The organism is Streptomyces sp. NBC_00203, assembly GCF_045206325.1.
Taxonomy (GTDB): domain Bacteria; phylum Actinomycetota; class Actinomycetes; order Streptomycetales; family Streptomycetaceae; genus Streptomyces; species Streptomyces lutosisoli.
Genome location: NZ_CP108126.1, coordinates 8,717,273 through 8,732,349 on the forward strand (window position 1 = coordinate 8,717,273; position 15,077 = coordinate 8,732,349).

13 protein-coding genes are annotated in these 15,077 nt (G+C 68.7%); 5 read left to right on the plus strand and 8 right to left on the minus strand.

The genetic code is table 11. The annotated features are described in order from the left end of the window. The first annotated feature begins 158 nt into the window (after positions 1-158). From OG975_RS38730 to OG975_RS38745, 4 genes are all read left to right on the plus strand, one after another. Positions 159-1,436, plus strand: a complete 1,278-nt coding sequence (locus tag OG975_RS38730) for an extracellular solute-binding protein (protein WP_406334159.1) — start codon at positions 159-161, stop codon at positions 1,434-1,436. 89 nt (positions 1,437-1,525) lie between these two features. Continuing rightward, positions 1,526-2,452: a sugar ABC transporter permease gene (locus tag OG975_RS38735; RefSeq protein ID WP_330308388.1), complete on the plus strand. Its 927-nt coding sequence runs from the start codon at positions 1,526-1,528 to the stop codon at positions 2,450-2,452. A 1-nt stretch (position 2,453) separates the two neighbouring features. Then, positions 2,454-3,326, plus strand: a complete 873-nt coding sequence (locus tag OG975_RS38740; RefSeq protein ID WP_406334160.1) for a carbohydrate ABC transporter permease — start codon at positions 2,454-2,456, stop codon at positions 3,324-3,326. Between the two features lie 47 nt (positions 3,327-3,373). After that, positions 3,374-4,864: a glycoside hydrolase family 32 protein gene (locus tag OG975_RS38745; RefSeq protein WP_406336667.1), complete on the plus strand. Its 1,491-nt coding sequence runs from the start codon at positions 3,374-3,376 to the stop codon at positions 4,862-4,864. A gap of 1,160 nt (positions 4,865-6,024) precedes the next feature. Here the strand turns inward: OG975_RS38745 and OG975_RS38750 are convergent. From OG975_RS38750 to OG975_RS38775, 6 genes are all read right to left on the minus strand, one after another. Beyond that, a complete protein-coding gene (locus OG975_RS38750; protein WP_406334161.1) occupies positions 6,025-6,999 on the minus strand; it encodes an NmrA family NAD(P)-binding protein in 975 nt (324 codons plus the stop codon). Positions 7,000-7,302: 303 nt separating this feature from the next. Beyond that, positions 7,303-8,337, minus strand: coding sequence for an alpha/beta fold hydrolase (locus OG975_RS38755; protein ID WP_406334162.1), 1,035 nt, complete (start codon positions 8,335-8,337; stop codon positions 7,303-7,305). Positions 8,338-8,367: 30 nt separating this feature from the next. After that, positions 8,368-9,069 carry an SDR family oxidoreductase gene (locus tag OG975_RS38760; RefSeq protein ID WP_330308391.1) on the minus strand — a complete coding sequence of 234 codons (702 nt, stop codon included), beginning with the start codon at positions 9,067-9,069 and terminating at the stop codon, positions 8,368-8,370. A gap of 245 nt (positions 9,070-9,314) precedes the next feature. Further along, positions 9,315-9,842, minus strand: coding sequence for a CocE/NonD family hydrolase (locus OG975_RS38765; protein ID WP_406336668.1), 528 nt, complete (start codon positions 9,840-9,842; stop codon positions 9,315-9,317). Next, positions 9,800-11,038, minus strand: coding sequence for a CocE/NonD family hydrolase (locus tag OG975_RS38770; protein WP_406334164.1), 1,239 nt, complete (start codon positions 11,036-11,038; stop codon positions 9,800-9,802). The genes OG975_RS38765 and OG975_RS38770 overlap by 43 nt, the downstream gene beginning before the upstream one ends. A 142-nt stretch (positions 11,039-11,180) precedes the next feature. After that, positions 11,181-11,996, minus strand: coding sequence for an oxidoreductase (locus OG975_RS38775; protein ID WP_406336669.1), 816 nt, complete (start codon positions 11,994-11,996; stop codon positions 11,181-11,183). 305 nt (positions 11,997-12,301) lie between these two features. Here OG975_RS38775 and OG975_RS38780 point away from each other — a divergent pair, with 305 nt between their 5' ends. Further along, positions 12,302-12,835 (plus strand): TetR/AcrR family transcriptional regulator, encoded by a 534-nt coding sequence (locus tag OG975_RS38780; RefSeq protein WP_406334165.1) that lies wholly within the window; start codon positions 12,302-12,304, stop codon positions 12,833-12,835. A gap of 87 nt (positions 12,836-12,922) precedes the next feature. On the opposite strand, the gene OG975_RS38785 is transcribed toward OG975_RS38780, so the two are convergent. Continuing rightward, a complete protein-coding gene (locus OG975_RS38785; protein WP_406334166.1) occupies positions 12,923-13,492 on the minus strand; it encodes a TetR/AcrR family transcriptional regulator in 570 nt (189 codons plus the stop codon). A 233-nt stretch (positions 13,493-13,725) separates the two neighbouring features. Further along, a complete protein-coding gene (locus OG975_RS38790) occupies positions 13,726-15,024 on the minus strand; it encodes an SNG1 family protein (RefSeq protein ID WP_406334167.1) in 1,299 nt (432 codons plus the stop codon). Positions 15,025-15,077 lie beyond the last annotated feature (53 nt).

Sequence of the window (15,077 nt, forward strand, 5' to 3'; positions counted from 1 at the left end):
CGAAAACGGCTGTCCCGCCGCCCGGAGCGAAGATCCCCGGGCGGCGGGACGACCACCAAGAACAGCGACCGTCGCAACCGGTCGCATGGGCGGGTCCGGCAAGACCCGTCTCAGTGAGATGGAGGAACCTCGTGGTGTTCAGAACCAGGCGCCTCGCAGTGGCGAGTGTAGCCCTCGCGGCGGCGACCGCGCTGGTCGCCGGATGCGCGACCGGGAGTGGCGACAGCGCGTCCGGAGCCAGCGGCAACACGCTGACACTGTGGACGCACAACGCCGGCAACTCGGCCGAGCTCGACGTCGTCAAGAAGATCATCAAGGAGTTCAACGGCTCCCAGAGCACATACAAGGTCAAGCTCCAGGCGTTCCCGCAGAGCGACTACAACAACTCCGTCGTGGCCGCCGCCTCGGCCCACAAGCTGCCCTGTTTGCTGGATGTGGACGGCCCCAACGTGCCGAACTGGGCCTGGGGCGGCTATCTGTCCCCGATCGACGTCTCCGGCAGCCAGGTACCGTTGTCCGACCAACTGCCCAGCACCGTCGGCCGCTACAAGAACAAGGTCTACGGGTTCGGCTTCTACGACGTCGCCCTGACCTACTTCGCCCGCAAGTCGGTGCTGAACAAGTACGACATCCGCATCCCGACCACCGACAAGCCCTGGACGAAGGACGAGTTCGACTCCGCGCTGGCCAAGCTGAAGAAGGGCGGAAAGTTCGCGTACCCGCTGGAGATGGGCACCGGCGGCAGCGGCGAGTGGTGGCCCTACGCATACTCCCCGCAGCTGGAGAGCTTCGGCGGCGACCTGATCGACCGCGACGGCTACAAGACCGCCTCGGGCACCCTCGACGGCAAGAACTCCCAGGAATGGGCGACCTGGTTCCGCTCGCTGGTGGCCAAGGGCTACATCGCGAAGAAGTCCGGAGCCGACCCGAACAAGGACTTCCTGGCCGGCAAGAGCGCCATCCAGTGGGACGGCAGCTGGAACGCGGCCAAGAACGCCGACAAGCTCGGCGACGACCTGGCGATCATCCCGCCGGTCGACTTCGGCAACGGGCCCAAGATCGGCGGCGCCTCCTGGCAGTGGGCCATGAGCTCCACGTGCTCCAACAAGGCCGGCGCGCAGGCGTGGCTGAAGTTCTCCCGCCAGACCAAGTACTTCGTCGACTACGCCAAGGCCACCGGCACCCTCCCCGGCACCGACGCCGCCGCGAAGCAGGTCGAGGGTTACCAGCCGGGCGGGAAGTTCAATGTGCTCGTCCAGTACGCGCGCAAGTACGCGGTGGTGCGCCCGGTCACGCCGGCCTACCCGTACATCTCCACCGAGTTCCAGAAGGCGGCCCAGGACATCCTGGCCGGTGCCGATCCCAAGAACGCTCTCGGCCAGGCCGCGAAGGACATCGACAACAACCGGAAGACGAACAACAACTACGCCGGCTGACCCGCCCGCCCCGCCCCGGTCCGGGCCCGACCGCGCCTCGCTGCGCCGCCTGAACCGGACCGGCTCCCTCTGGAGCTACCGTGACCACCATGATCGCAGCCCTTGAACGGCTGCGTCCGGTCCGGCGAACCCGAACGACGCACGCCCGTCGCCGTGAGAGCCTCACCGCCCTCGGCATGGCCACCCCGGCCGTCGTGCTGCTGATCGTCTTCCTCGTCGTACCGGTTGCCCTCGCCTTCGCCCTGGCGTTCACCGACGCGAGGCTCATCTCGCCCACTCCGGCCCGCTTCGTGGGCCTGAGGAACTTCACCCTGCTCTTCCAGGACCCGGTCTTCTACAAGTCCCTGCGCAACACGGCCTACTTCGCCGCCGTCGTCGTCCCGCTCCAGGCCGGGCTCGCGCTGGTGCTGGCGCTGTTGGTCAACGCGAAGGTGCGCGGCGTCAACTTCTTCCGCACCGTCTACTTCCTGCCGGTCGTCACCTCGATGGTGGTCGTGTCCCTCCTGTGGACCTTCCTCTACCGGCAGGACGGCCTGGTCAACCACGTGATCTCAGGACTCACCCTGGGGCATGTCCACGGCCCGGACTGGCTGGGCGACCCGGCCACCGCCATGCCCGCCATCATCCTGATGTCGGTCTGGCAGGGCGTCGGCTTCCACATGATCATCTGGCTGGCCGGCCTGCAGACCATCCCCGCCGAGCTGTACGAGGCCGCCGACCTGGACGGGGCCGCCCGCTGGCACCGCTTCCTCCATGTCACCTGGCCCGGACTGCGCGCCACCCGCACCTTCGTGCTGGTCACCATCACCATCGCGGCGTTCAGCCTCTTCACCCAGATCAGGGTGATGACGCAAGGAGGCCCGCTCGACTCCACCACCACCGTCGTCTATCAGGCGGTGCACACCGGCTACGACCAGCAGCAGACCGCGTACGCGGCAGCGATCTCGCTGGCCTTCTTCGTGCTCGTGCTGAGCGTGTCCCTCGTCCAGCGATTCCTGACCCGGGAGAAGGACTGACATGACCTCCTTCCTCAAGCATCTCGGCGGTCACGCCGGCCGTATCGTCCTGACCCTGGTCTTCGCGCTCCCACTCGTCTTCATGCTGGTCTCGTCCTTCAAACCGGACGACGAGATCTTCAGCGACTTGGGCTCCCTGCGTGCCTTCCTGCCAGTCGGCGCCCTGTCACTGGACAACTACACCGCCGTGTTCCAGCGCGTCCCGGCGGCACGGTTCCTGCTGAACTCCGTGCTGATCTCATCCATCACCGTGGTACTCGGCATCATCGTCAACAGCCTGGCCGCCTTCGCCCTGTCACGGATGCGCTGGCCCGGCCGGAAGCTCGTCCTGACCGCGATCATCGCCACCCTCATCGTGCCGTTCGAGACCTTCGCCCTGCCGCTGGTGTGGTGGGTCAACCAACTGCCGCTGCTGCGCATCAACGGCTTCCACCTGGAGTGGACCACCGGCTGGCTGGACACCTACCAGGTGCAGATCGTGCCGTTCGTCGCCAACGCCTTCTCGATCTTCTTCTTCCACCAGTACTTCCAGAGCATCCCCAAGGAACTGGACGAGGCGGCGGTCATGGAGGGCGCAGGCTGGTTCACCATCTACCGCCGCATCGTCATGCCGCTGTCCGGACCAGCCGTCGCCACCGTCGCCATCCTCACCTTCCTGCCCGCCTGGAACTCCTACCTTTGGCCGCTCATGGTCGTGCAGAGCGAGAACCTGCGACCGGTGATGGTGGGCATCTCCTACTTCTTCCAACTGAACGTGGGCTGGGGCCAGATCATGGCCTACTCCTCCATGATCACCGTGCCGATCCTGGCCCTCTTCGTGGCCTTCCAACGGTCGTTCGTCAACAGCATCGCCTCCTCCGGCGTCAAGGGCTGACCACGCTCCGTCGACCTCCACACCGAAAGGACCCCTGCGTGTCCGTCATGCCCGCAGACCCCCACCTGCCCGTCGCGCACCTGCGCCCGCCCCGCAACTGGATCAACGACCCCAACGGGCTCGCCTTCCACCACGGCCACTACCACGTGTGCTTCCAGCACAACCCATACGGACCCGAGCACGCGAACATGCACTGGGGCCACTTCCGCAGCCCGGACCTGATCACCTGGGAAGAACTTCCCCTCGCTTTGACCCCCACGCCGGGCGGCGAGGACGCCGACGGCTGCTTCTCCGGCAACGCGATCTCCGACGGCGACCGCATGGTCGCCTTCTACTCCGCCTTCCGCACCGACCGCTGGGCACAGCCGGTCACCACCGCCGAGTCCCGGGACAACGGTGTCACCTGGACACCGCGCGGCAGCCTGCTCATCCCCGAACTGCCCGCGGGCGCCACCATGTACCGCGACCCGTACGTGTGGCGGGAAGCCGGCCGCTGGCGCATGCTGGTCGGCTCCGCCCAGGCGGGCGGCCGGGCGGCGGCACTGCTCTACGAGTCCGGGGACCTGGAACAGTGGAAGTACAGGGGGCTCTTCCTGGACCGGGCCCCGCAGCCGGTGGCGCCGGGCGCCGACACGGGGCTGGGCTGGGAGTGCCCCCAGTACCTGCACGCGGACGGACGCGGCGCGCTGCTCCTCGGCGCCTGGGACCCGGAGCTCGGACCGCGCCGCACCGTGGTCTACCCCGGGCGCGAACAGGCCGGCCGCTTCCTCGCCGGCGATCCCGTTCTGCTCGACCACGGGCCCGACTTCTACGCCCCGGCGCTGCTGCCCGCCTCCGACGGCCGATGGTTGCTGTGGGGCTGGTCGTGGGAGGCCCGCGACCCGAAGTGGGTACGGGAGAGCGGCTGGGCCGGGCTGCTGACAATGCCGCGCGAGGTGACACTCGCCGAGGACGGCTCCGTACGACAGCGACCGGCCGCGGAACTCCTCGCGCTGCGCGACGAGCGCGCGGTGACCGCTACCGGCGAGACCGCCGGAACGGCCGTACTGGGAACGGTGGGCCCGAGCTTCGACCTGACGGCCCGTCTGGAACCCCGCAATGCCGGGAGTGCCGGGACGGCGGGCAGACTGCGGCTGGTGACCTCCGCCGACGGCACCGAGTACCTCGATATCAGGATCGACACTGCCGCCGGTGAGCTCGTCGTGGACCGCGACCACGCCTCCCTCGACCCGCGCGCACACGGCGGGACGTACCGCGTCCCCTGCCCCGAGGCGAGTGCGGTGTCCGGCGCCCCGGTCGAACTGCGCCTGGTGGTGGACCGCTCCGTCGCCGAGCTCTACCTGCCGTCGGGCCGGGCGTTGACCTTGCGGTTCTACCCAACCGGCGGCGCTCCCTGGCGGATCGAGGCCCATGCCGGAGGCGAGGGCAGCCTCGGTTACACGGTCGGAGCCTGGAACCTGCGGCCATACACCATGCGGTACACGGCCGACTCCAACGCCCAGTCCGCGCTCCCGGACGCTGGCCTCGTCCGCCCCTGATTCTGTTACCGCCTCCACGGCCCTCGTGCTCGGGCTCCCGGCATCCAGTGCACGATCACTCCGGTGCACTGGGCGCTCGGCGAGATCGGGCGCCGGGGCGATTGCAGAGGGACGTTAGCTGCGCCAGCCAGCCGGGAACCCGCGGAGTCGGCTCGCACGACTCCGCCGCTGCTGGACAGGCATGGGACCTACTGTAACCGGCTGCTGCAGGCCGACCGGAAGTAGACGCTTGGGCGTCAGTGACTGGTGACGACCTTGCCGAAGTGACCGCCTTGCTCCATGTAGGACGCTGCGGTGGGGGTTTCCTCGAAGGAGAAGACGCGGTCGCAGCCCCGACTACATCGACATCTATGCGCGCAGCGCGCACCGTCGCGGCAAGAAGACTGCCACCGTGGCAATCGCCCGCAAGCTCCTGGCCCGCGCCTGGCACGTGCTGAGCGAAGCAGAGGAAGCAGCGCAGGCCAAGGAGGCGTACACCACGGCATGAACGGCCAACAACCATTGCGGGGGAGGACGCAAGCCCCGGGTGAGCTCGCAAAACCGCATGAGACGGCCCCGCCGCACTCGTTGACCTGAATGAGCAGCCCGGCCCCGGACCAAGGTCATGGTGCCCGCCCACCAGCCCGCGCCGAATGGGTGTGTGAGTCGTCTCCGCCCGACCACATCCTGGGGAACCACATCCGGCATCCCGCCCCTTTCACAAGACCGCCCACCTCGGCGGGGGCCCGCCTCACACCGGGGACAGGCCCTTACGCGCCTTGACAACCCCGGCCCTCATGGGTGCGGCTTTATGGAGGATGGCGGCGGGATGGGCCCCGGCATACCGTGACGCTCGTCCTGGCGGTACATCAGATGCCTGCCGGCCCGGGTGCGGCCGGGAACGGGCGGGGCGCCCGCACACGCTGCGCGCGAGGCCGTCGATGGTATGTGGAAGCGGGTTCTCACGGCTCCGCGACCGATTCGGGCGCGAGCCCGCCGGGGGCGTTGAGCACTCGGGCACAGTTTGACGGCACTTGTTCGGGCGGCACCGGGACCTTCGGGGTATCACCAGGACTTCAGCCGGGCCGCGTCACGCTGGACCGGGGCCCGCGCCACATCGGAGTCCTCCGCATGAGGACTCCGATGTGGCGTCATGTTGCTGCTCTGGGCTGCTCAGTGGCTCAGGCAGACGCGAGCTTCTGGATGCGCGGATGGTTCTCCAGGGCCCAGCGCACGGTCTTCGGCGGGCGTCCGAGCAGGGTCTCCAGCTGGTCGGTGGTGCCGCGGTAGCCGCCGCCGCCCATAAGCCGGGTCAGGGTCTTCAGGTGCTCCGCAGTGTGCGGGATCGCGGCCAGGGCGGTGTCCACGTAGGTCTCGTTCCAGGTTTCGACGTCTTCGGGAACGTAGGTGACCGGGCGTCCCAGCACGGCCGCGAAGTCCTCCGCGAACCCGTGCATGTCCTTCGCTTCCGGACCGTTCAGTTCGTAGGACTTCGAGATGTGCGGCGCCGGGTCGGCCAGGATCTTCGCGCACACCTCCGCCACGTCGTAACCCGCGATGGGCGCGAGCCGGTGGTCGCCGAAAGGCAGACACAGTTCACCGCGGCTCAGCGGCTCCAGCGCCAGCCAGGTCATCAGGGGGTTCTCGACGAACATGGCCGCCCGTACGTTGACGGCCGGGAGGCCGGACCACTCCAGCACCTGCTCGGCGACCCAGTGGGCCCGCTGCTGCGGCGACCAGTTCGCGACGAGTCCGCCCAGCCACGCACGCCGCTCTTCCTCCGGCGCGGTCAACTTCTCGAACGTCATGAACGACTGCTCGTACTCGGACATGTTGACGAAAACCTCGATATCGCCCTGGGCCCGCGCCGCCGCGGCCATCAGGCTGACGGCGTCCGTGTAGTACGGCGACAGGCTCATGCTGAAGTAGATGCGCCGGACGCCCTTCAGCGCGGCGCTCACGTCGGCGATGGTGAGCAGGTCCCCGACGAACACCTCGGCCCCGGCCTGGCGGAGCGAATGCGCGCGTTCGTCGTCCTGGCGCACGAACGCGCGCACCGGGTGCCCTTGTTCGAGCAGCATGTCGACCATCGTTCGGCTCACACCACCGATTTCGCCAGCGGCACCGGTGATCAGGATGGGATTGCGCTCTGGCATCAATGTGTCCTCTGTCTGGTTGTGTCTGGTTGGGGTGAGTCAGCGAGTCAGTGAGTCGGTTGTTCACAAAGCCGGGGCCGACAGTGGGTGTCGGCGACCGTTTTGGGCTGCTTGAGGTGCGAGGAGCGCCTTGCACGGCGTACGGAGGTCCGCTCGAAGCACTTCCTGAATGCAGGCCAGGGTCTCAAGCAGGACTCCCGGGCCGCGGAGGATTTCCAGTCGCCCAGCTCGATGGCCGGCTGCGCGTGAGTCGTGGGCTCTGCTGTGTCCGGACGGTGCCGGCCAGGCGGATTCGGCGGAGGGTCATCGGGGTGCGGGGCCGTCGATGTGGGCGAGGAAGTCGAGGAGTGCGGCGTTGACCTCGGCGGGACGTTCCTGCTGTGTCCAGTGCCCGCAGCCCGGCAGCACCACCAGGTCGTGCAGTTGAGGCGCGATAGCGGTCAGCGGGTTGTCCGACCCGCCCTCGCCACGGAACATTTCGCTCAGCGAAGGGCCCCCGTCCGGGCCGCGCAATGAGGTGACCATGTCGCGGTCTCCCACCACGTACAGCGCGGGGACGTCGATACCGCGTCCCCGGAACGGCGCGAGCAGTTCGCTGTTGCGTTCGATGTTCCGGTACCAGTTGAAGGCTCCAGTGAACGCCCGCTCGCCGTGCAGGGCGAAGTCCTCGGCGTACACCTGAATGTCCTCCTCCGTCAGCCAGTCCGGGAGAGCCGGCGACTCCGGCATGGTGTCCAGGAGGCCCAGACCGTCGGGTATGACCAACGGGCGGGGTTCGCTGCCGAGCGGGTTGTCGCCCGAGGCACCGACCAGGAGGCGGCGCAAGGCGTCCGGGATGTCCTTGGCGAACTCCGCGTCGGCGACTCCCGGTTGCTGGAAGTGCACCTGGTAGAAGCCCTCGCCGTACTGGGCACGAGTGATCGAGGGCGGGACCATTCCGCCCGGCAGAATGGGCGGAATGCTGAGCCCGGCCACTGCGCGGACCTTGTCCGGGCGCAGCATCGCCGCGGTCCAGGCGACGGGTGCACCCCAGTCGTGGCCCACCACGACCGCCTGCTCCTCCCCGAGCTCCTCGATCAGGGCGATCACGTCGCCGACGAGGTGGAGCAGGGTGTACGACGCCACGTCCGGCGGCTGCTCGCTGCGGGCGTAGCCGCGCTGGTCGGGGGCGACGACCCGGTACCCGGCCGCCGCCAGCGCCCCGAACTGGTGACGCCAGGAGTACCAGCTCTCCGGCCAGCCGTGCAGCAGCAGGACCAGCGGCCCTTGCCCCTGCTCGGCGATGTGCAGCCTGACCCCGTTCACGTCGACGAAGCGGTGGGTGAGCGGACTTTCCACGAGGAGCTCCTTGAAGTGCGTGAGTGCGTGCTACTTCTTCAGCTGGGCGTACATGGCGTCCAGGTCGGCGGACAGCTGGGACTTGACCCAGCGGGTGGTGTCGTCGGCCAGGACCTCGTGCGCCCCTGCCTCGATGCCGTCGAGTGCGGCCACGGCGATGTCGCGGGGGTCGGCCTTGGGTGCGTCGACGCCCGAGGTCATGTCGGTGTCTACGTAGGCCATGTGGAGCCCGGTCACCGCTATGCCGCGCGGCTGCAGCTCCAGGCGCAGGGAGTTGGTCTGCGACCACAGGGCGGCCTTGGAGGCGCCGTAGGGCGTGCCGTCGGCCAGCCAGGACAGGGCGGAGTGGGCGTTGAGGAGGTGGCCTCCGCCGTTGCGCTCGATGACCGGCACGAAGGCCCGGGTGACCAGCAGCGGCCCGTAGAAGTTGGTCTCCAGGTCCCGGCGCACGTCCTCCATCGGGGAGTCGAGGTACGAAGCGCGGACGGATGCGCCGGCGTTGTTGATCAGAATGGTGACGTCCTGGGCCTGCTCGGCGGCCGCCGCCACAGATGCCGGGTCAGTGGCCTCGAGCGCCAGCGGAACGGCATCGGGGTGGGTCACCGTGCGCGGGTCACGGGCCGTGGCGTAGACCTTGCCGGCCCCGCGCGCGTAGAGCTCCTCGACCAGCATCTTGCCGATGCCCCGGCTGCCTCCGGTGACGAAGACGCTGGCGCCCTTGATTGCTGTCATGACTACCTCCACGAAGATGAAAACCGATCGGTTTTCACCACCGTAAACCGATCGGTTTCGTCATGCAAGTCGGGTTGAGCACCGGGTGGCTACGGCACGCGGGGTCGAGGTGGAGTCGGGCGGCGCTCAGGCTTCAGGGGCTGGCTGGCCTCGTGTCGATCGGCGAAGTCCGTACTCGCCGGGCGCAGGCCGGCGAAGCAGCGAGCCTGCCAGTGATCGACGTGGCCTGGCTGAGCCCACGGAGTTCAGCGGGGTGACGTGAGGAGTGGCGTGCCGTACGGCTCGGTATCGCCGGCGTGCCCGGCCGCCGTCCCCGGCCGGCCCGGGGTCGGCGGCCAAGGGCGGCCGACTGTCGGCGGCGCTGGGACCGGAACCACCGGCAGGACGATGCGGGAGGGTCGGGCGGGGTCGTGGAAGACCTGCTGCCGGGCCACTCGGGCCGTGGTCGCGCTCTCCTCGGGTTCGCCCGTGTTGAGATTGCGGTCCCAGCGGGGGAAGTTGCTGGAGGTGACCTGGACCCGTATCCGGTGCCCCGCCCGGAAGACGACGCTGGTCGACCACAGGTCCACGACGTGCTCGGCCGCCTCGCCCGGTGTCGCCGCGCGCACCCTTACGATGCCGTCGGCCACATTGCGGGAGACGCCCATCTCATCGACGTCGCACAGGCGTGCCACCCAGTCGGTCGAGGGGCCGTCCGTGGCAGCGAAGAGCACCGCCCGGACCCGGCCGGTTACCTCGACGTCCTCGGTGAGCAGTTCGGTGGTGAAGACCAGGACGTCCTCGCGCGCCTCGACGGCCGCGCCTGGTCGAGCGGCCCGGGACGGAACTCGTCGGTGTTCAGGAGCCCGCCGCCCATGAGGAGCGCGCCGCCGGTGGTCGGCACCGGGTCCATGGGGTCGTAGGTGAACTCCTCGGCCTGCTCGGCGGCGGACGGCGGCTCCTGCGTCAGGCGTCCGTCGGCGCGCAGGTGGAAGTCCGTATCCACGGCCCGCGGCAGGGGCCATTCCGTCTCCTCGCGCCACTGGTTGATGCCCATGACGAACAGCAGCACCGTGCCCGCGTCCGGCTCCACAGCCTCGCCGTCGCCGATCGTGCGCCGGAACCAGTCGAACTGCATGTCGTGCAGGCGTCCGCGCATGCCCATGAAGTCGGAGTTCGCGCCGAACCCGAAGTTGACGTCACCGACCACGTGCCGCAAGTTGGTGTGGGTCCACGGGCCCATGACCAGCGTGGCGGACCGGCCGGCGCGGCGCATGGCGGTGAAGTTGTCGAGCGTGCCTTGGCCGAAGATGTCGAACCAGCCGCCGACCTGGAAGGTGGGCAGATCGACCTCGCCGTGCCGGCCCGCGACAGTGCAGGACGCCGCCCACTCGGGCTCGCGCCGGGAACGCTCGTAGCCCAGCTCGGGCAGCTCGTGCCGGGCGAACGCGGGAAACCGCCCGGCGGGCAGCTTCCCGTAACCGCCGCTCGCCAGGCCGTCGAAATCCTGCACGAGCCCGGTGATGCCGTTCACGAGCCCGTCGAGGTCGGTGGAGTGACGGCGCATCAGGGTGTCGGCACCCTGCAGGAGCGACCAGGGCACGGTGAGGCCGAGCTCGATCGCGCCGCCACGCGTCCACAGCCCGTCGTCCGGGTCGGACCAGGTGATCATCGGATCGATGGCCTTCAGCTCCGGTGGCTTCGACAGCGCCGCCATCCACTGGGTGTTGCCGAAGTAGCTGCCGCCGATCATGCCGACGGAGCCATTTGAGCCGGGGAGGGCGGCGGCCCACCGTACGGTGTCGTAACCGTCGCTCTCCTCATACGTGAACGGTTCCCACTCGCCCTCGGAGGCGAACCGGCCACGGGTGTGTCCTGTAGGACCACCATGAAACCGTGCCTGGCCACCGCCAGAGGATCGAGTACGACGCCCATCATGGGCGTCTGCTTGCAGTACGGCAGCCGGGCCAGCAGCACCGGCCACGGTCACGTACCGCCGGGCCGCTAGACATCCGCGCGCAGCACCGTGCCGTCACGCATCTCTGCCGGAACGTCGAACTCGATCTGGATCTCCGCCATGTGCCGCTCCATTGCGTCTTTTCTCTTGCGGGGTGCTTGAGTGCGGGCAGGCGTCAGCCGGCCAGTTTGTTCATCTTGCGGATCTGCTTGTCGAAGACCTGGGCGGGAGCGACGCGGCGCAGTATGCGCGCGCGTCCGGCCAGGGGGCCGGCGGTGTAGCGCAGCTTCGGTTTGGCGTCGGTCGCTGCCGCGACGATCGCCTTGGCGACGACGGCGGGGGCGTCACCGTCCCTGACCGCCTCCGCCATCACGCGGTCGACGGTGAGCCGCTGCTTCGCGTAGGCGTGCAGGGGCGTGTCGGGCTTCGCGCTGTTGGCCTCGAATCCGGTCCTGGTGTAGGCGGGTTCGACGATGAGCGCCCGGATGTCGTGGTCACGGACCTCGTGGTCCAGGGACTCGGTGTAGCCCTCGATCGCATGCTTGGAGGCGGCGTAGGCGGCCATGTACGGCTGGGGCATGAACCCGAGTACGGACGAGATGTTGATGATGCGCCCACGTCGCTGAGCGCGCATGTGCGGCAGGACCTCGTTCACCATGCGCATGACCCCGAAGACGTTGGTGTCGAAGACGCCCTGGGCCTGCGCGACGGAGGTTTCCTCGGCCGCACCCATCGAGCCGACGCCGGCGTTGTTGACCAGGACGTCGATCCGCCCGAACCGCTCGCTCACCTCCTGGACCGCTGTGGCGACCGAGGCGTCACTGGCGACGTCGAGCCCGAGGAACGTCACGCCGTCGAGCGGGGTGACGCGTGAGGTGTCGCGGCTTGTGCCGACCACGTTGAATCCGGCTGCGACCAGGGCGAGCGCGGTTTCCTTCCCGATGCCGGATGACGCACCCGTCACGAGTGCCACCGGCCGGTTCATCGTCATCATGGATTCCCGACTCGTTAGAAACTGATCAGTTTCCGACCATAGTAAACCGATCGGTTTCCATGTGCAAGCTCAAGGGCCAACCCGATCCGGGCCGTGCCACCTCTGCGCGCTGAAGCCGATCGGGCTGCGCGGCGGCTGCGGCGTCTCGCCCAAGGCGGGGCGGAGCACTGTTTGTGGCGCGCGGCAGACAGGAGGCCGTCTCATGGCGGTCGGCCGCCACAAGGGCGGGCCCTGCGGACCGGCGCCCGGTCAGGTGCCTTGCCGGCTGACGCAAACCGACCGGCGCCTGCCACAATGGCGGCATGGCCAGGATCAGTGCGCAAGAGAGGCGCGAAAGCGTCGTCCGCGCAGCGATCGCCGAGTTCGCGCTCAAGGGCTACTACGGCACTTCCATCGAGGTGATCGCCAAACGCGTCGGCGTCACGCAGCCGTACCTCTTCCGACTCTTCCCGGGCAAGAAGGCGATCTTCGTCGCCGCGTTGGTGCAGAGCATGGAAGACACCCGCCTGGCTTTCGAGCGGGCGGCCGACGGGGCGGAGGGCGGCGAGCAGACCCTGCGTGCCATGACGGACGCGTACGCGCGGCTCATCTCGGCGCGCCCCGAAACGCTCCTGATGCAGATGCAGGGATACGCCGTCGTCGCGGCCGCTGAGGCGGAGGGCGATGACCAGACGGGCGAGCTCGTCCGGACCGGCTGGATGAGACTGTGGGAAACCGTGCACCTGTCGCTGGGTGCCGACGTCCGCGAGACCGCAAGCTTCTTTGCCTGCGGCATGCTCGGCAACACGCTTACGGCCATCGGGCTTTCCTCCGATCACCGGGAGGCAGGGGCGTGAGGCCGTGGGCGCTGCTCCGGTTGCCGGAGACTGGCATCAACCCGAAAGAGCGCTTCGGCCTCCGAGCCTGCTCGAACCCGGGGCGCGTCAGCGCATGTCTGCCGCATCGAGCAGGGTGACCACGGTGGGTGCGATGAGCCCGGTCAGGTTGTCGGCCTGGATTCCCGCGCGGGCGCTGGCGCCGTCGAAGACCAGGATGAGCTGCCGGGCCAGCAGGTCGGGGTTGCTCGCCCCGCCCTGTTCGGCCTCGGAACGGAAAAAGGCCGTCAGGTTCGCTTTGATCTGGTGGGCCACCCGGCTCGCGGGGTGGGTCTGATCCTTGAGCTCGATCTGCACAGCCAGGTACCGGCAGCCTTGGAAGCCGGGCGCACCCGCCTGCGACTCCACCCGCTCGAAGACGTACAGGATCCGCTCGCGGGGTGAGCGGCCATCGTCCGCCGCCGGCAGGAGACCGGCCGCGAAGGCAGCGGCACGCTCCTCCAGGCTCGCCGCCAGCAGTTCGTCCTTGCTCTCGAACAGCTGGTACATGGAGCGCTTCGACACCCCCGCTGCCTTGCACAGCGCCTCGACGCCGATGCCGACGCCGTCGCGGTAGGTGAGCGTGGCCGCTGCCTCCAGCAGCCGCTCCCGGGGGCTTTGCTTCACTTTGGTGGTCATACCGCGAGGTTAACTCGAATCGGACGAAAAAGAAACCGATCGGTTTCCATAGAGTGCCGGGAAGACGCCCGCCGCCGCGCGGCCGCCTGAAGGCCGCTCAGAGGCTCGGCGACGATCTCGGGGGAGAGACCGTCGCCGAGCCCTGATGGTGCACGCGCCTCTCGTCCCCACAGGGGGCGACGCACACCGGGGCCACTCCGAGTAATGGCCCCGTCTTGGGCGAGCCGCCTCCGCTACGCCGGGGCAGCGGTCTTCTCGGGCTCCGTCTCGACGGGAATACGGTGGAGCCCCTTGCGGTCGTACCAGCCCGTCACGCCGAAGCCGAAGAGGGCGGCTGCCGCGAGGCCGACGGCCATCATGACCCAGCCCCGGGTCAGGCCGGCGTCGGCCTGGGCGTCGTAATAGAGGATCGAGCGGATGCCGCCGGTGATCTGCCGCAGCGGTTCGAACTCCGCCAGGAAGCGGTAGAAACCGGGCAGCGCCTGGATCGGCGTGGTGGCGTTGGCCGTCGGCACCGCCATTCCGATGAAGACCAGCGTGACCACCAGCATGCCGGGCGTGCCGAAGACGGCGAGCAGGGTCAGCGCACCGATCCCGGAGACCGCGATGGCGCACACCGAGTAGAGCCACAGCAGTGGCAGATGGGCGGCGTGCATTCCCATGAGGCCGACCGCGCCCGCCATGACCAGGCTCCCCATCAGCAGGGACAGCCCGGCCATGAGAGTGCTGCTGATGGCGAGGGTCTGCACCCGGGTCGCCCGGATCAGCGGGCGGTGCAGGCGCAGCGGGCCCATGTCGTTGTGGGTGTAGCCGAGGGCGTGGTCCACCTGGCCGCTGATGACGTTGGCGGAGAGCATGCCGCAGACCACGAGGACGAGGGCGTAGTAGAACGCCGTCAGGCCCAGGCCGCTGTGCGAGTCGAGGGGATGGCCGTCCTCGACGGTGACGGCGGCCGGGTCGGCCAGCAGGACGCGTGCCGCGGCGGGCAGCTTCACCTCCCCCGTTCCGCCCTGGGACGTGAGCTCCTTGCCCACCTGGAGCGAGGCGCTTTCGGCCGCCTGCGTCGTCGCAGTCCGGGCCAGACTGGAGCCCACACTGCCGGCGGACTGGTTAGTCAGCACCGTCAGTGTCGGACGGGTCGGGGCCCCGGTGGTCGCGGCGCTGGTGAGTGCGGTGGTGGCGGAGGTGAAGTCGGCGGGGACGACGAGCGCGCCGTACAGCTTGCCCTTGCCGAGTTCCTCCTTCATCTCCTTCTCGTCCATCACCTTCCAGTCGATCTTGTCCCCGCTCGCGGTGGACTTCTTGATCGACTCGGTGATCCGAGCCCCGAGGTTGACCTGCTTGCCACCGACAGCGGCCCCCTTGTCGGCGTTGACCAGGCCGACGGGCAGATTCTTCATGTGATCGACGGGATCGATATTGGCCCCGACATAGAACACGGTGAACAGCAGCGCGAGAACACCCGTGATGACGCCATTGGCGATCCATAGGGGTTTGGCACGCAGGACGCGGAACGGGTGAATCCCACTCATGACTTACTCCGGTCTCGGACAACACACTCATATTCGGAGAGGGACGGACAGCT